This is a genomic window from Burkholderia sp. M6-3, assembly GCF_050858985.1.
Lineage (GTDB): Bacteria > Pseudomonadota > Gammaproteobacteria > Burkholderiales > Burkholderiaceae > Paraburkholderia > Paraburkholderia caledonica.
In genome coordinates this window covers 3,323,825-3,345,488 of sequence record NZ_CP110090.1, presented here as the reverse complement: position 1 = coordinate 3,345,488, position 21,664 = coordinate 3,323,825, and the positions used below count along the sequence as shown (strand labels likewise).

The 21,664-nt window shown below is 61.3% G+C and carries 22 protein-coding genes, 1 other RNA gene and 1 pseudogene; 19 read left to right on the top strand and 5 right to left on the bottom strand.

The window, feature by feature from the left end:
- The first annotated feature begins 55 nt into the window (after positions 1-55).
- The 3 genes from eda to OH764_RS14535 all read left to right on the top strand — a co-directional run bounded on the left by eda (position 56) and on the right by OH764_RS14535 (position 2,840).
- Positions 56-697, top strand: a complete 642-nt coding sequence (gene eda / locus OH764_RS14545) for a beta/alpha barrel domain-containing protein (protein WP_498847259.1) — start codon at positions 56-58, stop codon at positions 695-697.
- A 252-nt stretch (positions 698-949) separates the two neighbouring features.
- Positions 950-2,335, top strand: coding sequence for a GntP family permease (locus tag OH764_RS14540; protein ID WP_020069318.1), 1,386 nt, complete (start codon positions 950-952; stop codon positions 2,333-2,335).
- A gap of 10 nt (positions 2,336-2,345) precedes the next feature.
- Positions 2,346-2,840, top strand: coding sequence for a gluconokinase (locus tag OH764_RS14535; protein WP_214877878.1), 495 nt, complete (start codon positions 2,346-2,348; stop codon positions 2,838-2,840).
- Positions 2,841-2,924: 84 nt separating this feature from the next.
- On the opposite strand, the gene purB is transcribed toward OH764_RS14535, so the two are convergent.
- Both purB and OH764_RS14525 read right to left on the bottom strand, forming a co-directional pair.
- Positions 2,925-4,313, bottom strand: a complete 1,389-nt coding sequence (gene purB, locus OH764_RS14530; RefSeq protein WP_498847258.1) for an adenylosuccinate lyase — start codon at positions 4,311-4,313, stop codon at positions 2,925-2,927.
- A 154-nt stretch (positions 4,314-4,467) separates the two neighbouring features.
- The gene (locus OH764_RS14525; protein WP_498847257.1) at positions 4,468-5,220 is read right to left on the bottom strand and encodes a glycosyltransferase family 2 protein; all 753 of its coding nucleotides are present in this window, start codon (positions 5,218-5,220) and stop codon (positions 4,468-4,470) included.
- A 272-nt stretch (positions 5,221-5,492) separates the two neighbouring features.
- Here OH764_RS14525 and OH764_RS14520 point away from each other — a divergent pair, with 272 nt between their 5' ends.
- The 7 genes from OH764_RS14520 (at position 5,493) to OH764_RS14490 (ending at position 11,315) form a co-directional block, all read left to right on the top strand.
- Positions 5,493-6,449 carry a LysR family protein gene (locus OH764_RS14520; protein ID WP_498847256.1) on the top strand — a complete coding sequence of 319 codons (957 nt, stop codon included), beginning with the start codon at positions 5,493-5,495 and terminating at the stop codon, positions 6,447-6,449.
- 151 nt (positions 6,450-6,600) lie between these two features.
- The gene (locus OH764_RS14515) at positions 6,601-7,914 is read left to right on the top strand and encodes a Glu/Leu/Phe/Val family dehydrogenase (RefSeq protein ID WP_498847255.1); all 1,314 of its coding nucleotides are present in this window, start codon (positions 6,601-6,603) and stop codon (positions 7,912-7,914) included.
- 73 nt (positions 7,915-7,987) lie between these two features.
- A complete protein-coding gene (locus OH764_RS14510) occupies positions 7,988-8,155 on the top strand; it encodes a hypothetical protein (protein ID WP_179214155.1) in 168 nt (55 codons plus the stop codon).
- Positions 8,156-8,199: 44 nt separating this feature from the next.
- Positions 8,200-9,093: a glutamate/aspartate ABC transporter substrate-binding protein gene (locus OH764_RS14505; RefSeq protein ID WP_498847254.1), complete on the top strand. Its 894-nt coding sequence runs from the start codon at positions 8,200-8,202 to the stop codon at positions 9,091-9,093.
- An 82-nt stretch (positions 9,094-9,175) separates the two neighbouring features.
- A complete protein-coding gene (locus tag OH764_RS14500) occupies positions 9,176-9,916 on the top strand; it encodes an amino acid ABC transporter permease (RefSeq protein WP_020069311.1) in 741 nt (246 codons plus the stop codon).
- The gene (gene gltK / locus OH764_RS14495; protein ID WP_020069310.1) at positions 9,916-10,593 is read left to right on the top strand and encodes a glutamate/aspartate ABC transporter permease GltK; all 678 of its coding nucleotides are present in this window, start codon (positions 9,916-9,918) and stop codon (positions 10,591-10,593) included. The genes OH764_RS14500 and gltK overlap by 1 nt, the downstream gene beginning before the upstream one ends.
- On the top strand, positions 10,590-11,315 hold the full coding sequence (locus OH764_RS14490) for an amino acid ABC transporter ATP-binding protein (RefSeq protein ID WP_020069309.1): 726 nt from the start codon (positions 10,590-10,592) through the stop codon (positions 11,313-11,315). The genes gltK and OH764_RS14490 overlap by 4 nt, the downstream gene beginning before the upstream one ends.
- A gap of 110 nt (positions 11,316-11,425) precedes the next feature.
- On the opposite strand, the gene OH764_RS14485 is transcribed toward OH764_RS14490, so the two are convergent.
- Entirely contained in the window at positions 11,426-12,361 is a 936-nt protein-coding gene (locus OH764_RS14485; RefSeq protein ID WP_498847253.1) for a class II glutamine amidotransferase, read from the bottom strand.
- Positions 12,362-12,548: 187 nt separating this feature from the next.
- Between OH764_RS14485 and pyrC the strand changes: the two genes are divergently transcribed.
- The 3 genes and pseudogenes from pyrC (at position 12,549) to rnpB (ending at position 14,953) form a co-directional block, all read left to right on the top strand.
- Positions 12,549-13,619, top strand: coding sequence for a dihydroorotase (pyrC, locus tag OH764_RS14480; protein ID WP_498847252.1), 1,071 nt, complete (start codon positions 12,549-12,551; stop codon positions 13,617-13,619).
- An 11-nt stretch (positions 13,620-13,630) separates the two neighbouring features.
- A pseudogene (locus OH764_RS14475) lies at positions 13,631-14,515 on the top strand (DUF3025 domain-containing protein); the annotation flags it as partial.
- A 24-nt stretch (positions 14,516-14,539) separates the two neighbouring features.
- Positions 14,540-14,953: RNase P RNA component class A (gene rnpB, locus OH764_RS14470), an RNA gene on the top strand.
- Between the two features lie 111 nt (positions 14,954-15,064).
- Here the strand turns inward: rnpB and OH764_RS14465 are convergent.
- Positions 15,065-15,487: an OsmC family protein gene (locus tag OH764_RS14465; protein WP_025602559.1), complete on the bottom strand. Its 423-nt coding sequence runs from the start codon at positions 15,485-15,487 to the stop codon at positions 15,065-15,067.
- A 626-nt stretch (positions 15,488-16,113) separates the two neighbouring features.
- Between OH764_RS14465 and rplM the strand changes: the two genes are divergently transcribed.
- From rplM to erpA, 3 genes are all read left to right on the top strand, one after another.
- A complete protein-coding gene (gene rplM, locus OH764_RS14460) occupies positions 16,114-16,542 on the top strand; it encodes a 50S ribosomal protein L13 (protein WP_020069304.1) in 429 nt (142 codons plus the stop codon).
- An 11-nt stretch (positions 16,543-16,553) separates the two neighbouring features.
- Positions 16,554-16,946 (top strand): 30S ribosomal protein S9, encoded by a 393-nt coding sequence (gene rpsI / locus OH764_RS14455; RefSeq protein WP_007180423.1) that lies wholly within the window; start codon positions 16,554-16,556, stop codon positions 16,944-16,946.
- A 269-nt stretch (positions 16,947-17,215) separates the two neighbouring features.
- Positions 17,216-17,581: an iron-sulfur cluster insertion protein ErpA gene (gene erpA / locus OH764_RS14450; protein WP_007180424.1), complete on the top strand. Its 366-nt coding sequence runs from the start codon at positions 17,216-17,218 to the stop codon at positions 17,579-17,581.
- A 124-nt stretch (positions 17,582-17,705) separates the two neighbouring features.
- Here the strand turns inward: erpA and OH764_RS14445 are convergent, their stop codons facing one another.
- Positions 17,706-18,854: an anhydro-N-acetylmuramic acid kinase gene (locus OH764_RS14445; RefSeq protein ID WP_498847251.1), complete on the bottom strand. Its 1,149-nt coding sequence runs from the start codon at positions 18,852-18,854 to the stop codon at positions 17,706-17,708.
- A gap of 219 nt (positions 18,855-19,073) precedes the next feature.
- On the opposite strand from OH764_RS14445, the gene tyrS reads away from it, so the two are divergent.
- The 3 genes from tyrS to OH764_RS14430 all read left to right on the top strand — a co-directional run bounded on the left by tyrS (position 19,074) and on the right by OH764_RS14430 (position 21,564).
- Positions 19,074-20,324 carry a tyrosine--tRNA ligase gene (tyrS, locus tag OH764_RS14440; protein WP_498847250.1) on the top strand — a complete coding sequence of 417 codons (1,251 nt, stop codon included), beginning with the start codon at positions 19,074-19,076 and terminating at the stop codon, positions 20,322-20,324.
- A 43-nt stretch (positions 20,325-20,367) separates the two neighbouring features.
- Positions 20,368-20,826: a D-aminoacyl-tRNA deacylase gene (dtd, locus tag OH764_RS14435; protein WP_392394370.1), complete on the top strand. Its 459-nt coding sequence runs from the start codon at positions 20,368-20,370 to the stop codon at positions 20,824-20,826.
- A 66-nt stretch (positions 20,827-20,892) separates the two neighbouring features.
- Positions 20,893-21,564 carry a histidine phosphatase family protein gene (locus OH764_RS14430; RefSeq protein ID WP_498847249.1) on the top strand — a complete coding sequence of 224 codons (672 nt, stop codon included), beginning with the start codon at positions 20,893-20,895 and terminating at the stop codon, positions 21,562-21,564.
- Positions 21,565-21,664: the final 100 nt, after the last annotated feature.

Here is a 21,664-nt window from a genome sequence, read left to right as displayed (position 1 = left end):
CATCCAGCCAGCCAAGCGCGCCAACCGGCAGCTGGCAGAAACAAGGAGTTTGACAATGACGTCGAAAACAGTAAGCGATATCGTGCGCCTTGGTCCGGTGATTCCGGTGCTTGCGTTCGATTCCGCCGAGCAGGGCGAACACGTGTCGCGCGCATTGCATGCGGGCGGCGTGAAGGTGCTCGAAATCACGCTGCGCACGGCTGCCGGCCTGGAAGCGATTGAGCGCGCAAGCCACCTTGCCGATGACATCGTGGTCGGCGTCGGCACGATCACCCGGCCCGAGCACTGCGCTCAGGCGAAGAAAGCAGGCGCGCAGTTCGGTGTCTCGCCGGGCCTCACGAAGGACATGCACAAAGCCGCGCAGGACGCCGGACTGCCGCTTCTGCCTGGTGTGATGACGCCGACCGACATCATCACCGCGCTCGAACTCGGTTACGAGATCGTGAAGTTTTTCCCGGCGCAGCAAGCGGGCGGTGTGCCAATGCTGCAAGCTTTTCATGGCCCGTTCCCGACGCTGAAGTTTTGCCCGACCGGCGGCATCACCGCGGAAACGGCCACGCACTTTCTGTCGTTGCCGAATGTGGTGTGCGTCGGCGGATCATGGCTCACGCCGAAAGCTGCATTGGCCGCGCAGAACTGGGAAGAAGTCACGCGTCTTGCGCGCGCCGCTAGCCAGTTGGCCGCGCCCGCTCACTAGTTCCTATCCGCCGCATCTAGCCCGGTCAGCGAACCAGGAAAGCAAAAAGCCTCGTCGATACAGCCGCTCCGGCTGTCGCGGCGAGGCTTCGTTGCAAATATGCTCGTTAGTTTCGCGGGCATTTCGAGACAACAAACAGTAAAATTCAGCGTCCGCGCGGTTCGCATAGTTCTGATGCGTGCCGGTCGCCATGAGACGAGGTGGCTGCTGTCTTGCGCACCCACAATCAATAACGCAAAAAGGAGGAGCTTCATGGAAGCTGTTCACGGCAGCACGCTGCTGGTATTCGGGGTAATCGCCATCGCCTTGCTGATCTTGTTGATCACGCGCTACAAGGTCTATCCGTTCCTCGTTCTGATCATCGTGTCGCTGCTGCTCGGGCTTGCGTCCGGCATGCCGATGGCGACCATCGTCAAATCGTTCGAAACGGGCAACGGCAACACGCTGGGTCACATCGCGGTAGTGGTGGGGCTTGGCACCATGCTTGGCAAGATGATGGCCGAATCGGGCGGCGCCGAACGCATCGCCACGACGCTCATCAACTGGTTCGGCGAGAAGAATATTCACTGGGCGATGATGGTCGTCGCGATCATCGTCGGTCTGCCGGTGTTCTTTGAAGTCGGCTTCGTGCTGCTGATTCCGATTGCCTTCAACGTCGCGAAGCGCACCAATAAATCGCTGCTGCTGGTCGGCCTGCCGATGGTCGCGGGTCTGTCCGTCGTGCACGGGCTGATTCCGCCGCATCCGGCCGCAATGCTCGCAGTGCAGCAGTATCACGCCGATATCGGCAAGACGATTGCCTATGGTCTGATTATCGGCGTGCCGACCGCTATCGTCGCCGGTCCGCTGTTTGCGCTGCTGATTAGCCGCTACGTCAAGCTGCCGCAAGAAAACGCGCTGGCCGCGCAATTCCTCGGTCACGACGACGCGGCGAAAAATGGTGCAACGAACACGGCGCCGAAGCGCGAACTGCCGAGCTTCGGCATCACGCTCTTCACGGTTCTGCTGCCTGTGATTCTGATGCTGGTGGGTAGCTGGGCGGACCTGGTGTTCACGCCGAAGACCTTGCCGAACGACCTGCTGCATTTCGTCGGCAACTCGGACGTCGCGCTGCTGATCGCGGTGCTGGTCAGCTTCTGGACCTTCGGTGCGAGCCGTGGCTTCAATCGCGATCAGATCCAGAAATTCTGCGGCGAATGTCTTGCGCCGATCGCGGGCATCACGCTGATCGTTGGCGCGGGCGGCGGTTTTGGGCGCGTGCTGATGGATAGCGGCATTTCGAAGGAAATCGTTGCTGCGGCCACCGCAGCGCACTTGTCGCCGTTGCTGTTCGGCTGGCTGGTCGCGGCGCTGATTCGTCTTGCCACGGGCTCGGCGACGGTCGCAATGACCACTGCCTGCGGCATCGTCGCGCCAATCGCGGCGGCAAGCGGTGTGCAAGTGAAGCCGGAATTGCTCGTGCTGGCAACGGGCTCGGGCTCGCTGATTTTCTCGCACGTGAACGACGGCGGTTTCTGGCTGATCAAGGAATACTTCGGTATGACGGTGGGGCAGACCTTCAAGACATGGTCGCTCCTCGAGACCATCATTTCGTTGATGGGTTTGGGCTTGACCTTCGCGCTAGCGGCGGTCCTGTAAGGAGTTTTTGATGATTCTGATCGCAATGGGCGTGTCGGGCGCCGGCAAAACGAGAATTGGCGAGATGCTGGCGGAACGCCTGCACTGCGCGTTCACCGACGGCGACGCGTTCCACAGCGCCGCCAACAAGGAGAAGATGCACCACGGCATTCCGCTCACCGACGAAGACCGGTGGCCGTGGCTCAAAACTATCCGCGCCGCGATCGAAGAAAAGCAGAAGGCGGGCGAGACAGCGGTGTTCACATGTTCGTCGCTGAAACGCTCGTATCGCGACATTCTGCGCGACGGCGACAAGGACGTGTGCTTCGTTTATCTGAAGGGCTCGCGCGAGGTGTTGGAACAACGTCTGACCACGCGTACCGGGCACTTCTTCGATCCGTCGCTGCTGCAGAGCCAGCTCGATACGCTTGAAGAGCCGGGTGCAGACGAGGCAGTGACGGTGAGCATTGAACTGTCGCCGGAACAGATCGTGGACGAGGTGTTGAAGCAGGTCCAAAAACGGTAAGTTCTGGCGCAGTGTTTGCCGGTGAGATGAAAAAAGCCGCTCGATTGAGCGGCTTTTTTTTGCCCTGCAGAATGACGACGGCGTTTAGCGGATGCGCTTCGCCAGTTCGACGGCCTTGCCGATGTACGAACCCGGCGTCATGGCAAGCAGGCGGTCTTTCGCGTCTTGCGGAATGGCCAGGCCGCCCACGAACGTTTGCAACGCCTCGCGCGTGATGCCCTTGCCGCGCGTCAATTCCTTCAACTGCTCATACGGATTCTCAATGCCGTAGCGGCGCATCACCGTCTGCACTGGCTCGGCCAGCACTTCCCAGCAATTGTCGAGGTCTTCGTTCAGGCGCTGCGCGTTCACTTCGAGCTTGTCGAGACCGCGGATCAGCGAGTCGTACGCGAGCAGCGAGTAACCGAACGCGACACCCATGTTGCGCAGCACCGTGGAGTCGGTCAAGTCGCGCTGCCAGCGCGAAACCGGCAGCTTGTCGGCGAGATGTCGCAGCGTGGCGTTTGCGAGACCCAGATTGCCTTCGGAGTTTTCGAAGTCGATCGGGTTGACCTTGTGCGGCATCGTCGACGAACCAATCTCGCCGGCCTTCGTGCGTTGCTTGAAGTAGCCGACCGAAATGTAGCCCCACACGTCGCGGTCGAGATCCAGCAGGATCGTATTTGCGCGCGCGACCGCGTCGAACAGCTCGGCCATGTAGTCGTGCGGCTCGATCTGGATCGTGTACGGATTGAATGCGAGCTTCAGACGCTGTTCGACCACTTCACGCGAGAACGCTTCCCAGTCGAACTCCGGATACGCCGACAGATGCGCGTTGAAGTTGCCGACCGCGCCGTTCATCTTGCCGAGCAGTTCGACCTTCGCGATACGGTCGATCGCGCGTTCGAGGCGCGCGGCCACGTTGGCGATCTCCTTGCCGAGCGTTGTCGGGCTAGCCGGCTGGCCGTGCGTGCGCGAGAGCATCGGCTGCTCCGCTTGCGCGTGAGCGAGTGCAACGAGCTTCTGATGCACCGTGCGCAGCGCCGGCAAAATGACGTGTTCGCGGGCGCCCGCAAGCATCAGGCCGTGCGACGTGTTGTTGATGTCCTCCGACGTGCACGCGAAGTGGATGAACTCGCTCGCGCGCTCCAGTTCTTCCTGACCTTTGACCGATTCCTTCAGCCAGTACTCGACCGCTTTCACGTCGTGATTCGTTACGCGCTCGATTTCCTTGATGCGCGCGGCGTCGTGCGCGGTGAAGCGCTCGGCCAGTTGCAGCAGGAATTGCTCGGAGGCATCGGAAAAGCGCGGCACTTCCGCGAAACCCGCGCGCGAAAGGGCGATCAGCCAATGGATTTCGACCGTCACGCGATTGCGCATGAACGCGGCTTCCGAGAGCCAGTCGCGCAGGGCTTCGGTTTTCGACGCATAGCGTCCGTCGAGCGGAGAGAGCGCATTCAGCGCGAACAGGGTGTCGGGGCGGGTGTCGAACATGATGGCGGCTGGCTCTAGGCGTTGAGCGCTCACTGAACTCACGGTGAGCGGATCGGAACGGAGGGAACCGCGGATTTTACCACCAGACCAGCATCCGGCCGGAGCGCCGGCCGTCAGCCTTCATTGAACGTGCCGCGGCGAAAGCCTGCGACGCTCAAGCCGGCGAGCCTTCGTAGCAAGGGAATAGCGTAGGCAGGATGAACGAAGGCATCGAGTAGCGCGAGAAACAGCGCGACGTCGAGCCCGGATGCACGATATGCAGGCAACTCGCCTGCGGATCGTCCGCGGCAATGACTTTGCGGCCTGCTTCGACCACGGGCCGGATAAAACTTTCGTCGTCGCACAGGTCGATATCGTCGAAGGCGGACACCGCAGCCAGTGCCTTTTCGTACACGTATGAGAAGCCGTAGAACAGCACGAAGTCCGCGCCTATCTGCATTTTTTCGTGGAACTCCACATGACTGACCGACTGGCCGCTCAGTTCGTAATGCAGGCCGACTTTCGCGTTGAGGTCCATGTAGCCGAAGAATCGTGTGTGCGGTGCATACATGAAAAAGCCCGACAGCTTGACGAGATCGGCGCGGTTTTCACGCATCGTCGTGACCATGTGGGCGAGGTAATGCGGCGCATAGTGGTCGTCGTCGTCGAAATGGGCGATCACCGTACCGCGCGCTTCGCCGATCAAAAAGTTACGCTTCGAGCCGATCGACATTCGCGCCGGCGAATGAAAATAGCGAATGCGTGCGTCCTGCGAAGCCAGCGCCAGCAGATACGCGCTCGGCACGGCGCTGTCATCGAGAATCAGCCATTCCCAGTCGACTCGCTGGCGCAACACGCAGCGCGTGATGGCAGGCAGCAGGTGCTCTCGATTGGCGGTCGGCGTGATGATCGAAACGAGTGGCGGCATGGGCGGGGCCGTGTTGCGCGGCAAGGTGAGGTGACGTGGGTAGAGGAATGACCGACGTGTGCCGGCCGTGTCCGCGGTGGCGGTGTAGCGCAACGAGGGTTGACCGCCCGCGTCTCGCGCCGACGCAAGATAGCGATGCGCGGCGCGCGGGCCTATCGGCGGAATCCGATTTTTTGGCCAAGCTGCGATAAAGCCTTCGCGGCCAACGCCGGTGTCGCCTCGACACCCACTAGAATGCTGACTTCTTCTTTCTTGCCGGCAGCAGGCTTCGCATGGAACTGAAATGGCTGGAAGACTTCGTTTCGCTCGCGGAAACGCGCAGTTTCAGCCGCTCGGCTGAGTTGCGTCATGTCACGCAGCCGGCGTTCTCGCGGCGCATTCAGGCGCTCGAGGCGTGGCTCGGCACCGAATTGATCGACCGCTCGGTTTATCCGACGCGGCTCACGGCGGCGGGGCAGGTCTTCAACGAGCAGGCGCTCGCGATGCTCTCGCAGTTCCACGAAGCCCGGGCACTCCTGCGCGGCCACACAGCGACGCCGCAAGCGACCATCGAGTTCGCCGTGCCGCACACGCTGTCGCTCACGTACTTCCCGCGCTGGCTTCAACGCATCGAAGCGCAAATGGGCCCGATCCATACGCGGCTGCGCGCGCTCAACGTGCACGACGCGGCGCTGTCGCTGGTGGAAGGCGGTTGCGATCTGATGATGGGTTATCACCATCCCAGTCACCCAGTCGCGCTCGATCCCGGCCGCTACGACATGCTGACGCTAGGCAACGAGCCGATCAGCCCATTCTCCGCGCCGGGGCGCGCAGGTCGGCCGCGTCATACGTTGCCGGGCACGGCCGAAGCGCCGACGCCGTACCTGTCGTACACGCCGAACGCGTATCTCGGGCGCATGACCGAGGTGATTCTCGCGAACGCGCACGAACGCCTCTATCTCGACCGGCTCTACGAAACCGACATGGCGGAAGGCCTCAAGGCGATGGCGCTGGCCGGTCACGGCATCGCCTTCCTGCCGCACAGCGCGGTGGAAGACGCGGTCGCGGACGGCAAGCTGATCCGGCTCGATCGCGGCACGCGCGGCACGCCCGAAGGCCAACTCACGCTGACAATGGAAATTCGCCTGTATCGAGACAAACTGGCCGCGAAGAGCGACGACGCGCGGCAAATCCTCGTGCGGCAGTTGTGGGACGTGGTGTCGGAAGAACTCGCGCATGGCAGCTCTTGAAGCGACCCGTTACCAACCTGCTTGCCTACGACGCAAATTTGCGGCTTTTCTCGGGTTATGCAAAAAAAACATAATCGGATAAGGAAACGGCATTGGATTTCAAAACGGCGTTTTTCGACAATGCTGCTATTCGAACAACGCCGGAGCGTTCATGTCTTCCCAGCAGCAAGTCGCCCAATCCGCCTCAACGTTGCAGTCCGTTCCCTCCTACCTGAATAGCGAAGACCTCGGCCCTTGGGGTAACTACCTGCGCCAGGTCGACCGCGTCGCGCCGTACCTCGGCTCGTTGTCCCGCTGGCTCGAAACCCTGAAGCGCCCCAAGCGCATCCTGATCGTCGACGTGCCTATCGAACTCGATAACGGCACCGTCGCGCACTTCGAGGGCTACCGCGTGCAGCACAACGTGTCGCGCGGTCCGGGCAAGGGCGGCGTGCGTTATCACCAGGACGTGACGCTGTCGGAAGTGATGGCGCTGTCCGCGTGGATGTCGGTGAAGAACGCTGCGGTGAACGTTCCTTACGGCGGCGCGAAGGGTGGCATCCGTGTCGATCCGCGCACTTTGTCGCGTGGCGAACTGGAGCGCATGACGCGTCGCTATACCAGCGAAATCGGCATCATCATCGGACCGAATACCGACATTCCCGCGCCGGACGTGAACACGAACGAGCAGATCATGGCGTGGATGATGGACACGTATTCGATGAACCAGGGCCAAACGGCGACCGGCGTCGTGACCGGCAAGCCCATCACGCTCGGCGGTTCGCTCGGCCGCCGCGAAGCGACGGGCCGCGGCGTGTTCGTGGTCGGTTGCGAGGCGGCACGCCGCATCGGCTTCGACATCGAAGGAGCTCGCATTGCCGTGCAAGGTTTCGGCAACGTAGGCGGGATCGCCGCGCGTCTGTTCCAGGAAGCCGGCGCGAAGGTGGTCGCAGTGCAGGATCACACTGGATCGCTCTACAAGTCGAGCGGTATCGACGCGGTTGCGTTGCTCGATCACGTCGCGAAGAGGGGCGGCGTCGGTGGTTTCCCTGAAGCCGACGCGGTCACGAATGAAGAATTCTGGACCGTCGAATCCGACATCCTGATCCCGGCTGCGCTGGAAAACCAGATTACCGAAAAGAACGCCGGCAAGATCAAGACGAAGATCGTCGTGGAAGGCGCAAACGGCCCGACCACTACGGCGGCCGACGACATCCTGCACGATCGCGGCATCCTCGTCATTCCGGACGTGGTGGCCAACGCGGGTGGCGTTACGGTGTCTTACTTCGAGTGGGTGCAGGATTTCTCGAGCTTTTTCTGGACCGAAGACGAGATCAACCAGCGCCTCGAACGCGTGATGCGCGAAGCATTCGCCGCTGTGTGGCAGGTGTCGAGCGAGCAGAACGTGTCGGTGAGAACGGCGGCGTTCATCGTCGCGTGTAAGCGGATTTTGCAAGCGCGCGAAATGCGCGGCCTGTATCCCTGATCGCAGATTGTAATTGCAGGAAACGGCGGGTCTGTTACCTTACCGATCCGTCGCGCATTTCACGTGAATGCGTATGCTTGAACGCGATCCACAAGAGCGCGTGTTTTGCCCGGCGGGCGGCATCGTTACGATGCCGCCCGCCTTTGTATATGCCGAAACCCCGGCCGACTGTGCGAAGCGCCGCCAGGCAATAGCGGCGTGCGCGCAACAACAATGGTTTATAGCCATACTTTCAGAATAATTACTTTGCTAAACTGGCGCCGGTTCTTGCCAAGGAGATCAAACATGAAGGTTAAAAAGGCTGCGCTGCTGCTCGCGACTCTCGGACTGTTTACGGTTGGCGCGCACGCGCAAGACGCCGGTACGCTGAAGAAAATCAAGGACACGGGCGTTATTTCGCTGGGTCATCGCGAATCGTCGATTCCGTTTTCCTACTATGACGACAAGCAGAACGTCATCGGCTATTCGCAGGAATTCGCACTGAAGGTGGTTGAGGCAGTCAAGCAGAAGCTGAACATGCCGAACCTGAAGGTGAAACTGACGCCGGTCACGTCGCAAAACCGTATTCCGCTGGTGCAGAACGGCACCGTCGACATGGAATGCGGCTCCACCACGAATAATGCAGAGCGCCAGCAACAGGTGGCGTTCTCGAACACGATCTTCGTGATCGGCACGCGTCTGATGACCAAGAAAGATTCGGGCATTAAAGACTGGGCCGACCTGAAGGGCAAGACGGTCGTCACGACCGCCGGCACCACCTCCGAGCGCCTGCTTCGCAAGATGAATCAGGACAAGAGCATGGGCATGAACATCATCAGCGCGAAGGACCACGGCGAGTCGTTCCTGACGCTGTCCACCGGTCGCGCCGCTGCCTTCATGATGGACGACGCGCTGCTCGCCGGCGAGCGCGCCAAATCGAACACGCCCAACGATTTCGTGATCGTCGGCGCGCCGCAATCGCATGAAGCTTACGGTTGCATGCTGCGCAAGAACGATCCGGAGTTCAAGAAGGTTGTCGACGACGCAATCGCGAAGGTCGAAACTTCGGGCGAAGCCGATCAGATCTACAAGAAGTGGTTCGAAACGCCGATTCCGCCGAAGGGCCTGAACCTGAACTTCCCGGAAAGCGACGACATCAAGGCGCTCTTCAAGAGCCCGAATGACAAGGCGATCGACTAAACCTTAGCTGTTTTTTTGAAACGCTGAACGAAACGGAAGGGGCCACGCGCTTCTTCCGTTTCTTTTTGCTGGAGTCTTGGTCATGTCATATCACTGGAACTGGGGCATTCTGCTGAGTCCGGTCTCCACCGGCGAGCCGACCACCTATCTGGGCTGGCTGCTGTCGGGCTTTTGGGTGACGATTACCGTGTCGCTGTCGGCATGGGTGATCGCGTTGATCGTCGGTTCGTTGTTCGGCGTGCTGCGCACGGTACCGAACAAATGGGCGTCGGGCATCGGCACGCTCTACGTCGCGATTTTTCGCAACATCCCGCTGATCGTGCAATTCTTCATCTGGTATCTGGTGATACCCGAATTACTGCCGGTCTCGATGGGCACCTGGTTCAAGCAACTGCCGCCTGGCGCGCAGTTCTTCTCGTCGTCGATCATCTGTCTCGGGCTCTTTACCGCCGCGCGCGTGTGCGAGCAGGTGCGCTCGGGCATCAACGCATTGCCGCGCGGCCAGCGCGCCGCGGGTCTCGCAATGGGCTTTACGCAATGGCAGACATACCGCTATGTGCTGCTGCCCGTCGCGTATCGGATCATCGTGCCGCCGCTCACGTCGGAGTTTCTGAATATCTTCAAGAATTCGGCGGTGGCGTCCACGATCGGTCTGCTGGATCTGTCCGCTCAGGCACGCCAACTCGTCGACTACACGTCGCAGACGTATGAGTCGTTTATCGCGGTCACGCTGGCCTACGTGCTGATCAATCTGGTCGTGATGCAACTGATGCGCTGGGTCGAAGCCAAGACCCGGTTGCCCGGCTATATCGGAGGCAAGTGATGCACCACTTCGACTGGAGCGGTATTCCGGGTGCACTGCCCACGCTGTGGACCGGCGCGGTGGTCACGTTCAAGATCACGCTCATCGCAATCGTGATCGGCATTGTGTGGGGCACGGTCCTCGCCATGTTGCGGTTGTCGTCGTTCAAGCCTTTCGAGTGGTTCGCCAAGGGCTATGTGACGATTTTTCGCTCGATCCCGCTGGTGATGGTTCTGCTGTGGTTCTTCCTGATCGTGCCGCAGGTGCTGCAGAACGTGCTCGGTCTGTCGCCGGATATCGACATTCGTCTCGCGTCCGCGATGGTCGCTTTCTCGCTGTTCGAGGCGGCGTACTATTCCGAGATCATCCGCGCGGGTATTCAGTCCGTGCCGCGCGGGCAGGTCAACGCGTCGTTCGCGCTCGGCATGAACTACGCGCAGTCCATGCGTCTGGTGGTGCTGCCGCAGGCGTTCCGTGCAATGGTGCCGCTGCTGCTCACGCAGGGCATCGTGTTGTTTCAGGATACGTCGCTCGTTTACGTGATCAGCCTCGCCGACTTCTTCCGCACCGCCACGAATATTGGCGATCGTGACGGCACGAATGTCGAGATGGTACTGTTCGCGGGCGCGTGTTATTTCGTGATCTGCGTGATCGCGTCGAGCCTCGTCAAAGGTCTTCAGAAAAAGGTCGCAAGATGATCTCTATCAAGAATGTTTCGAAGTGGTACGGCCAGTTTCAGGTACTGACGGACTGCACGACGGAAGTCAAAAAAGGTGAAGTGGTCGTGGTGTGCGGACCGTCGGGTTCGGGCAAGTCGACGCTGATCAAGACCGTCAATGGTCTTGAGCCGTTTCAGAAGGGCGAGATCGTCATCAACGGCCAATCGCTGACTGACAAGAAAACCAATCTGTCGAAGCTGCGTTCGAAGGTCGGCATGGTGTTCCAGCACTTCGAGCTGTTCCCGCATCTGTCGATCGTGCAAAACCTCACGCTCGCGCAAATCAAGGTGCTCGGCCGCTCGAAAGACGAAGCGTCGGCGAAGGGGCTGAAGCTGCTCGATCGCGTCGGTCTGCGCGCACATGCGGACAAATTTCCAGGCCAGTTGTCGGGCGGTCAGCAGCAGCGCGTGGCGATTGCGCGCGCGTTGTCGATGGATCCGATCGCGATGTTGTTCGACGAACCCACGTCGGCACTCGACCCGGAAATGATCAACGAAGTGCTCGACGTGATGGTCGAACTTGCGCAGGAAGGCATGACCATGATGTGCGTGACGCACGAAATGGGCTTTGCGAAGAAGGTCGCGCATCGCGTGATCTTCATGGACAAGGGCTTGATCGTGGAAGACGACCGCAAGGAAGACTTCTTCGCCAATCCGAAGTCCGATCGCGCAAAGGATTTTCTCGCGAAGATCCTGCACTGAGATTGCGAGTGTCGCGTCGTTTCGCACGCGACTGCCCGCTAGGGCCGCAACAAAAAGCCGCTCGAAAGAGCGGCTTTTTTATTGCTGAAACGCGGCTGATTTGCGTGTGATCAGGACTCGAACGCCGCGGCGTCGTCCGCCGCTTCGAGATCGACTTCGGCTTCTATGGCGGGGGCGGCCGGCGTTGATGCCGCGATCGTGCTCGCCGAAGCGGACGCATCCAGCGCTGGGTTGCGAAGCTTTTCCAGCACCGAAGCCGGCACAGGCACATTGACGCGGCCAATGACGTCGCCGTGCTGGAACATCAACAGATCGCCGGGTTCGAACGCGCTCCACACCTCGTTGTCGGTCAGCGGCTGCGTCGCGATTACCGCAACGCGGTCTTCGGGCGTGGTGTATTTGGCGAAGTCGATCGAGACGTCGGCGTCGACCAGATGCGCGGTAGAAAAAGGCCAGCGCCGCACGATGTAGTGCAGATGCGTGGAGCAATGCGCGAACAGCGCCTGGCCATTCGACATCAGAAAATTGAACACGCCGAATTGCGTAATCTCGCGCGTGAGTGTTTCGAGCGCGGCGAAGAGTTCATTGAGCGGCGGTTGCTGCGCGCCGGGAAACGCCTTGCGCAGACCCTCGAGCAATGCGCAAAAAGCAAGCTCGCTGTCCGTCGTGCCGACTGGCTGATAGACGCCCGAAAGCACCGGCGAAAAGTCTTTCAGATCGCCGTTGTGCGCAAAGATCCAGTGGCGTCCCCACAGTTCGCGCATGAACGGGTGGCAGTTTTCAAGCAGGATGTGCCCTTGCGTCGCCTTGCGAATATGCGCGATGGTGTTCTTCGACTTGATCGGATAGCGCTTGACCATTTCGGCGATCGGCGAGGTGGCCGACGATTGATGGTCGATGAACAGGCGACATGCTTTGTCTTCGAAGAAGGCGATGCCCCAGCCGTCGGCGTGGTGATCGGTGACGCCGCCTCGCGCCGCAAAGCCGGTGAACGAGAACGTGACGTCCGTCGGCGCGGCGCAGTTCATTCCGAGAAGTTGGCACATGTTGCGGGTAAGCCTGTGAACGGGGCGAGCCGTTACAATGATGATTGTCCAAGCATATCACCGAGCCAGAAACGCCAAATAGCAAAATAGACGTGTGTTCAGGCCGCAACACGGCGGTTTGACCTCATTGCTGGCGCATTGCTCGCATTTTCAGCTGCCCCTGTTCCGCTCTCGCTCTCCTCTCGCCATGACCGATTCCAACGCTTCCCCTGATTCCCGCGACTCGATCACGCTCGCACGCCCGGACGACTGGCACTTGCATGTGCGCGACGGCGCAATGCTTGCAGCCGTGTTGCCGGACACAGCCCGCCAGTTCGCTCGCGCGATCATCATGCCAAATCTGAAGCCGCCGGTCACGACCACGGCGATGGCGCAGGCGTACCGCGAGCGCATCGTGGCCGCCATCCCGGCCGGCGCAAAATTCGAGCCGCTAATGACGCTGTATCTGACGGACAACACGCCGCCGGACGAAATCCGCCGCGCCCGCGACAGTGGTTTCGTTCATGGCGTGAAGCTGTACCCGGCGGGCGCTACGACCAACTCGGACGCCGGCGTGACCGACATCATGAAGTGCGCGAAAACGCTCGAAGTGATGCAGGAGACCGGCATGCCGCTCCTCGTGCATGGCGAAGTGACGGACTCGTCGATCGATCTGTTCGACCGCGAAAAGGTGTTCATCGACCGGGTCATGACGCCGTTGCGCCGCGACTTCCCCGCGCTGAAGGTGGTGTTCGAGCACATCACCACCAAAGACGCGGTCGACTACATCCGCGAAGCAGGCGTTGCGCCGAACCTCCTCGGCGCGACGATCACCGCACACCACTTGCTGTACAACCGCAACGCGATTTTCCAGGGCGGCATTCGCCCGCATTACTACTGCCTGCCGGTGCTCAAGCGCGAGACGCACCGCGTCGCGCTGGTCGAAGCGGCAATCTCGGGTAATCCACGTTTTTTCCTGGGTACCGACAGCGCGCCGCATCCGAAGGGTTTGAAGGAGCACGCTTGCGGCTGTGCCGGCTGCTATACGGCGCTGCACGCGCTGGAGCTGTACACCGAAGCCTTCGACCAGGCGGGCGCGCTCGACAAGCTCGAAGGCTTCGCGAGCTTCTTTGGCGCGGACTTTTACGGTCTGCCGCGCAATCAGGAGAAGGTCACGCTGCGTCGGGAAGAGTGGACGTTGCCTGCTGAACTGCCAGTCGGCGATACGCCTGTTGTACCGCTGCGCGGCGGTGAGTCGATCGGTTGGCGGCTGATTTGAGGCTTTGCTAGATGCAGAGTGAAGCGGGCTCGGGTGTGGTCGACGGCGAAGGCGCGGCGGCACAGGTGGGTGCAGAACCGGTGCCGGCAGCGGACGCCGGGGCGCGCTTCGCCGCCATCGACTGGTCAAAGCCGTGGTTCGCGCAGTTCGCCGGACGCGGCCAGCGCTGGCAGCGGGCCGCACTTACGAGTTACGCCGCATTGCTCGCCGAAATGAATGCCGACGCCGCCGGCACGTGTCAGACCACGGGCCGTGGCCAACGTCTTGCGTTCATCGCGCAGGACGAACTCCCGCCTGGCGCCGCCTACGAAGGGCACATCGCGTCGACTGGCTGCGTGCCGACACGCCACAATCTGCACGACTTCTTCAACGCGTCGATGTGGTTCGCCTTCCCGCGCATCAAGGCCGCGCTCAATACACGGCAGTCGGCGGCGATCGACCTGCTCGGCGTCGGCTCGACGCGCGGCAGGGTGCGCGATGCGCTGACTCTCTTCGACGAAAACGCACTGCTGTTTGCGTGTAGCGATCCAGCGTTGAGCGCCGCGCTGCGCGGCTTCGACTGGCAGACGTTACTGCTCCAGCGGCGCGACGCATGGGGTTCGAGTTGTGAGGTGCGCTGCTTCGGCCATGCGCTGCTGGAAAAACTCATCGCGCCGTTCAAGGGTTGCACCGGGCATGCATGGATCGTCGACGTACCGTCGGCATACTTCGAATGGAACGCCGCCGCCCGCGACGCGTGGCTGGACGAGGCCGTCAGCGCCGCGTTGCTGACCACCGACGCGCTGACGAGCAGGCTGTTCGCGCCGCTTCCGGTGCTCGGAATTCCGGGCTGGTGGCCCGACAACGAGACCCCCGGGTTTTACGACGATAAGTCTGTGTTCCGCTCCGGCCGGCGCGCAGATGTTAAAATCGGCGCCAGCAAAGCAGGCCAGGCAGTCGCGGCCTCAGCGGCTTCGGCCAAAGAGGGCGAGGAAAGTCCGGACTCCACAGGGCAGGGTGATGGCTAACGGCCATCCGTGGCGACACGCGGAACAGGGCAACAGAAAGCAAACCGCCGATGGCCCGGCGCAAGTCGGGATCAGGTAAGGGTGAAACGGTGCGGTAAGAGCGCACCGCGGCTGCTGCAAGGCAGACCGGCACGGTAACCTCCACCCGGAGCAATTCCAAGTAGGCAGGCGCGCATCTTCGAGATGCAGGACGGGGCCCCCGTCTCGTCTGCGGGTAGGAAGCTTGAGCGTGTCAGTAATGACTCGCCTAGAGGAATGGCTGCCACGCGCGTCGCGTCCTCGGACGTTGCGCGTGCACAGAATCCGGCTTATCGGCCTGCTTTGCCACCTCATAAAAAATGCCGGCGTCTTTTCAGAGCGCCGGCATTTTTCGTTTCTCCGTGCGGGGCTTCGGCCAGGACAGCCCGCGCGGCTCGTGCTTTCGCCGTGACACTGCGCTCAGTTCGCCACAATATCGAACGAGTGCGTGAGTTCGGCCGTCTTCGCGATCATGATCGACGCCGAGCAGTATTTGTCGTGCGACAGGTTGATCGCGCGTTCCACGGTGGCCGGGTTCAGATTCTTGCCGGTCACGGTGAAGTGGAAATGGATCTTCGTGAACACTTTCGGATCTTCGCTGGCGCGCTCGGCCTTTAGCGTCACCGAGCAGCCCGCGATTTCCTGGCGGCTTTTCTTCAGGATCATCACGACGTCGTAGGCGGTGCAACCGCCCGTGCCGAGCAGAACCATTTCCATCGGACGCGGTGCGAGATTGCGGCCGCCGCCCTCGGGCGCGCCGTCCATCGCAACCAGGTGGCCGCTGCCCGTCTCAGCAGCAAACGCCATCCCGTCTTGCCCCATCCAGCTCACTTTGCATTCCATGCTGTACTCCACCGCGCATCGCTATATCGAGACGGCATTGTAGCCCGGCGATCCAGCATCCGCCCGAGGCGACTCGCGAGCCAAATATGCGAATCGACGTCTCTCATGCTGCACCGCGGCATGTTGGGACGACGTTCGGAAGATTTTCCGGTGTTTAGGGGTTTTACTCTAGTAGCGCTGGCTTGCGTCGCAGAACCGCGTATGGCTCGCCGCTGTAACTACTTGAGCGGACGTTTCTTTTGACACCCGTGCACCGCATTATGAAATCACATTTCACATTGCAAATGTTCTTGCGTTGCACAAGCTTGCTTCATATAATTGCGTCATCGGTTGCGGCAGTTCGCAACCTCCGCTGTCTCCTCCACCTCCTCCTTTGGTGGATTAAACCCGAACCACTTGTTCGGGTTTTTTTTCGCCTAGTTCTTACGCGCTCCGAAGGTCCACGAGGGCAGATTTGGTACCAAGTCCAGCACGTTTTGACTTGACGTCGCAAATTCCTTTATAATTCAGGGCTTTTCCGCATTCGCGCCCGCGGAGGAAGAACAGGGAGAGCCTGCACGCGCCTCGATGCGCACACTACAAGCAGGAAAAAACACATTGGGCGCAGCAATTTTTTTGGATCGATCATGAAGACGTTTTCCGCAAAAGCCCATGAGGTGACGCGCGAATGGTACGTGATTGACGCGACGGATAAGGTTCTCGGGCGTGTCGCCAGCGAAGTGGCACACCGTCTTCGCGGCAAGCACAAGCCTGAATTCACTCCGCACGTCGACACCGGTGATTTCATCATCGTTATCAACGCCGGCAAGCTGAAGGTCACGGGCAACAAGGCTACTGACAAGAAGTACTATCGCCACTCGGGCTACCCGGGCGGTATCTATGAAACGACGTTCGGCAAGATGCAGGAACGCTTCCCGGGCCGCGCGCTCGAAAAAGCGGTCAAGGGCATGCTGCCGAAGGGCCCGCTCGGCTACGCGATGATCAAGAAGCTGAAGGTCTACGCTGAAGCAACGCATCCGCATTCGGCGCAACAGCCGAAAGCGCTCGAGATCTAAGGGGAGCCCACATGATCGGTAACTGGAATTACGGCACGGGCCGCCGCAAGAGCGCCGTCGCACGCGTGTTCATCAAGGCAGGCAAGGGCGAGATCATTGTGAACGGCAAGCCTATCGCCGATTACTTCTCGCGCGAAACGTCGCTGATGATCGTTCGTCAACCGCTGGAACTCACGAACCACGGCGTCACGTTCGACATCAAGGTCAACGTGAACGGTGGCGGTGAAACGGGTCAAGCCGGTGCGGTTCGCCACGGCATCACCCGCGCGCTGATGGACTACGACGCAACGCTGAAGCCGGAACTGTCGAAGGCTGGCTTCGTTACGCGTGATGCTCGTGAAGTCGAACGTAAGAAGGTCGGCTTCCACAAGGCACGTCGCAGGAAGCAATTCTCGAAGCGTTAATCGCTTCGGGTGCGCACCGGCTCCAGGGTCGGAACGCAGCAAAAAGCCGCCAACGCTGTCGCGAAGGCGGCTTTTTTTTATGATCATTGGCGCCAATTGGGTAATGGCGCGGTCGCTGCTCGGCCCGTTGCGGCGCCAATGTAGGCAGACTGCGCGCGCAACGGCAGCGTCGATCAGGGCGACTCTAAGAACCCATTGATTTTGTGGGCTTCGGCACGATATTGAGATCAGCCCTACAATAGCGGTTAGAAGCTTTTTGGAGAGTTCGAATGAACGCAGTCACCGACACACCCGTGACCGAGATGCCCGCCCCCTTCGTCTTTACCGACGCAGCGGCTGACAAGGTCAAGCAACTGATCGAAGAAGAAGGCAATGCGGACCTGAAACTGCGCGTTTTCGTGCAGGGCGGCGGCTGTTCCGGCTTCCAGTACGGCTTTACGTTCGACGAAGCCGTCAACGAAGACGACACCGTCATGAACAAGAGCGGCGTGCAATTGTTGATCGACTCGATGAGCTACCAGTATCTGGTCGGCGCTGAGATCGACTACAAGGACGATATCAACGGCGCGCAGTTCGTGATCAAGAACCCGAATGCGACGACCACGTGCGGTTGCGGTTCGTCGTTCTCGGTCTGACAACGGACACACAAAGCGTTGGAAAGCAACGGGGCTTCGCGCCCCGTTTTTTATTGCCTGTGCACGCCGACGAGACGCGCGCCCGCGCGACGTGGGCCACCGCGCTCGCTCGACGACCACCGCGTCAACGCGGGTAAATTGCTCCCAACACGCGTTCCGCGCTCGCGCCGGTAACAGCCGGCAAACTTCCCGGCAGGCGCGCGACACAGCGCATCGCGAGCCATGCAAAGGCCAGCGGCTCGACCTGGCTCGGCGGCACGCCGAGGGCGTCGGTCGTCATCACGGGAACGCCGCTTACGCCGCTGTCTTCCAGTGCCTGCTGCAGCGCCTTCAATATCTCCGGATTGCGCGCACCACCGCCGCACACGTAAACCGCTCGGGCGTCCGGCGCGTGCCGCTCGATCTCCCGCGCCACTGTCACAGCGGTCAGCGCGACCAGCGTCGCTTGCACGTCGGCCGGCGCGAGGTCCCCAAACGGGCGCAGTTTGGCGTCGAGCCACTCGGCGTTGAACAGGTCGCGTCCGGTGCTTTTAGGCGGCTGTTGCGCAAAAAACGGCTCGTCGAGCAGCGCATTCAGCAGTGACTGGTCCACTTGGCCGCTTGCCGCGAACTGACCGTTTTCGTCGAATGGCTTGCCGAGATGGCGCTGCGCCCATTCGTCGAGAAGTGCATTCGCCGGCCCGCAATCGAAGCCGCGCACGCTGCCGGTCGCATTCAGAATGGTGATGTTGCTGATGCCGCCAAGATTGCACACCACGCGCGTCTCGTCTTTCGCGCCGAAGATGGTCGCATGAAACGCCGGCACGAGCGGCGCGCCCTGGCCGCCAGCCGCGACGTCCCTACTGCGGAAGTCGGCGACCACGTCGATATGCATCATCTCGGCGAGCAGCGCCGGGTTGTTGATCTGCCGCGTGTAGCCTTTTTCCGGCCTGTGCCGCACCGTCTGCCCATGCACGCCGATCGCGCGCACTTCGGCGGCGGAAACGTGGCAGCCGCGCAGGAGCTCGTGACAACACACCGTATAGCGCGTGGCGAGCGCGTTGGCGGCCAGCGCTTCCCTTTCGATCTCGTTCTCGCCCGGCTGCTGCAGCGCGAACAATGCGTCGCGCAAGCCGGCTGCAAAGCCGACGAACGCCTCGGCCAGCACCAGGGGCGGTTTCCCTTGCGCGAACCGGACAGCCACGCCGTCCACACCGTCCATGCTGGTGCCGGACATTAATCCAAAGTAGACGCCGTCTGCGGGGTCTTGCGCCACGTTGCTGCTCTTGGTCATGGTTCGTTGCTCTTTCATTGCCGCTGCTTTGCGAAGGTTTTAGCAGATTATCGATGCAAGCGCCCTCGAATATAAAGCGCGTCCCTGCCGAAGCGACGCGCTGCAGTTGGGATGCGACCTGCAACTCGCACCGGCAGGGGGCGCGTTGCCCCTGCCGGTGGGCGCGGCGGCGCGCATCTATGGGACAATCTACCTTTTCCGCGACTTCCCGTTTCCAGCATGAGCACCGAGTCCACCAAGCCTAACGCCGCCCCCGCCTTCCCGATCACCGACGAAGTCCGTCACGCGCTCGCCGTCACCAAGCGAGGCGTCGACGAATTGCTGATCGAAGAAGAATTCGCGCAAAAACTCGCGAAGAGCGCGGCGACCGGCACGCCGCTGCGTATCAAGCTCGGGCTCGATCCGACCGCGCCGGACATTCATATCGGCCACACGGTCGTACTGAACAAGATGCGGCAGTTGCAGGATCTCGGTCACACCGTCATTTTTCTGATCGGCGACTTCACGTCGCTCATCGGCGACCCGTCGGGCCGCAATGCCACGCGCCCGCCGCTCACGCGCGAGCAGATCGAATCGAACGCGAAGACGTATTTCGAGCAGGCCGCGCTGGTGCTCGACCGCGAGAAGACCGAGATCCGCTACAACAGCGAGTGGTCGATGCCGCTCGGCGCCGACGGCATGATCAAGCTCGCGTCGCGCTACACGGTCGCTCGAATTCTCGAACGCGAAGATTTCACCAAGCGTTTTCAGAGCGGCGTGCCGATTTCTATCCACGAATTCCTGTATCCGCTGATGCAGGGTTATGACTCGGTCGCGCTGAATGCCGATCTGGAACTCGGCGGCACCGATCAGAAGTTCAACCTGCTGGTCGGTCGCGAACTGCAGAAGCAGTACGGCCAGGAGCAGCAGTGCATTTTGACGATGCCGCTGCTCGAAGGCCTCGACGGCGTCGAGAAGATGTCGAAGTCGAAGAACAACTACATTGGCATCAGCGAAAAACCGACAGAGATGTTCGGCAAGCTGATGAGCATTTCCGACGTGTTGATGTGGCGCTACTTCGAATTGCTGTCGTTCCGTCCAATGGACGAAATCGCAGGCTTCAAGAAAGAGATCGAGGCCGGCCGCAATCCGCGCGACTTCAAGGTCATGCTGGGCCAGGAAATCGTCGCGCGCTTTCATTCGCAGGCCGATGCCGAGCGTGCACTGGAAGACTTCAACCACCGCGCGAAGGGCGGCGTGCCGGACGATATTCCGGCGGTGATGCTGGCAGGCGCACCGCTAGCTATCGGCCAATTGCTCAAGCAGGCCAACCTTGTGCCGTCGACGAGCGAAGCGTTGCGCAACATCGAGCAGGGCGGTGTGAAGATCGACGGCGCGACCGTGTCGGACAAGGGCCTGAAGGTCGAGTCGGGCGAGTACGTCGTGCAGGTCGGCAAGCGCCGCTTTGCGCGCGTCACGCTGACTGCGTAAGTGTGCGGGCAATGAAACGACCCTCGCAGCCGGAGCCGGCCCGATGATCGCGTTGATCCAACGCGTGCGGCGCGCCGAAGTGCGCGTGGCCGACCGCGTGACAGGCGCGATCGACGCGGGCCTGCTCGCGCTCGTGTGCGCGGAGCGCGGCGACACCGAAGCGGCGGCCGACCGTCTGCTCGCCAAAGTGCTCGGCTACCGCGTGTTTAGCGACGCCGCAGGCAAGATGAATCTTTCTGTGCAAAACCTGGACGGCGCCGGCCGCGCTGGCGGCCTGCTGCTGGTTTCGCAGTTCACGTTGGCCGCGGACACCAACAGCGGCTTGCGCCCGAGCTTCACGCCGGCCGCGCCGCCAGACGAGGGCAAACGCCTGTTCGACTACTTTGTTTCGGCGGCTCGTGCAAAGCATCCTATCGTCGAGACCGGCGAATTTGGCGCCGAGATGCAGGTGTCGCTCGTCAACGACGGGCCGGTCACGTTCTGGCTGCAGACCAACGCCTGAGTTTCGCGCAGCTCTTGCAACCATAGCGGTTCGGCACAACCGGCCAACAGCGCCCAACTGGATCCCATGACCACGCAGATTCTGTTTATCCGGCACGGCGAGACCGACTGGAACCGCATCAAACGCATTCAAGGGCACATCGACATCCCGCTCGCGGCGGTGGGACTTGCGCAGGCGCAAAGCCTCGCACGCCGCATCGCCGATGAAGTGAAGCACGGCGCGCGGCTCGATGCGATCTATTCGAGCGACTTGCAGCGCGCGCGGCAAACCGCGCAACCCGTCGCGGACGCGTTAGGTTTTCCCGTGCATTTGCGCGAAGGGTTGCGCGAGCGCTCATACGGCGCGTTCCAGGGTCACGACAGTGACGAAATCGCCGCGCGTTTCCCGGACGAATACGCACACTGGCAAACCCGCGACCCCGGCTTCACGCCGCCGGCAGGCGAGTCGCAGCGCGCGTTCTACCACCGCGTGCTGCACGCGATCGAACCGCTCGTCGCCGCGCATCCGGGCGGGCGAATAGCCTGCGTCGCGCACGGTGGCGTGCTCGATTGTGTGCGTCGCTTTGCATGCGGTTTACCGCTCGATGCGCCGCGTGACTACACGCTGCTGAACACTAGCGTGAATGTGGTGGACTTCGACAACGGCCGTGCGACGGTGGTGTCGTGGGGAGACATCGCGCATCTCGACGCGCCTGGCGCCGACGATAGCTTGAAGAAGGGTCCGGAACCGGGGTGTTAATCACTCGCGCCACGCTACGTGAACTCGTGTCACGCCGTTGAGCGAAGATCCGATGCCGCGCGCCGCAGTAGCCGACGACGCGGGCGTTCGAACACGCCGT